Here is a 428-nt window from a genome sequence, read left to right on the forward strand (position 1 = left end):
CGCCCCTTACGCGAATTGACCCACACCAGCGCTTCATCCTCGATGCCTAACCGTTCGGCGTCGGCGGTGTTGATTTGCGCATAGCCCGGTTCATCGGCAAGCCTGCTTAAGGCCGCACAGTTACCGGTCATCGAACGGCAGGAGTAGTGGCCGACTTCGCGCACCGTCGACAGCACCAACGGATACTGTTCAGAGAGTTTATCTCCCGGCGCGACCCAGTCGCAGGTGAAGAACTGGGCTTTACCGCTCGGTGTAGAGAATGTCTCTTTAAACAGATACGACGTCCCCTGGTCGGCGTCGGACTCATCGCGGCATGGCCACATGACATAGCCAAGCTCGCCCATTTTTTCATAGGTAGCGCCGTAGAAGTCCGGGCACAGATGCCGCAACTCATCCCAGATCTCCTGGGTGTTGTTGTAGTGCATCGG

Annotated in this window: 1 protein-coding gene; it reads right to left on the reverse strand. The window is 57.7% G+C overall.

Annotated features, from left to right (window positions below):
• On the reverse strand, positions 1-428 hold a 428-nt coding region (locus PGR29_RS24825), incomplete at both ends, for a molybdopterin oxidoreductase family protein (protein ID WP_316425542.1).

The sequence above is a fragment of the Klebsiella sp. 141203 genome (genome assembly GCF_032601985.1).
Taxonomy (GTDB): Bacteria; Pseudomonadota; Gammaproteobacteria; order Enterobacterales; family Enterobacteriaceae; genus Klebsiella; species Klebsiella aerogenes.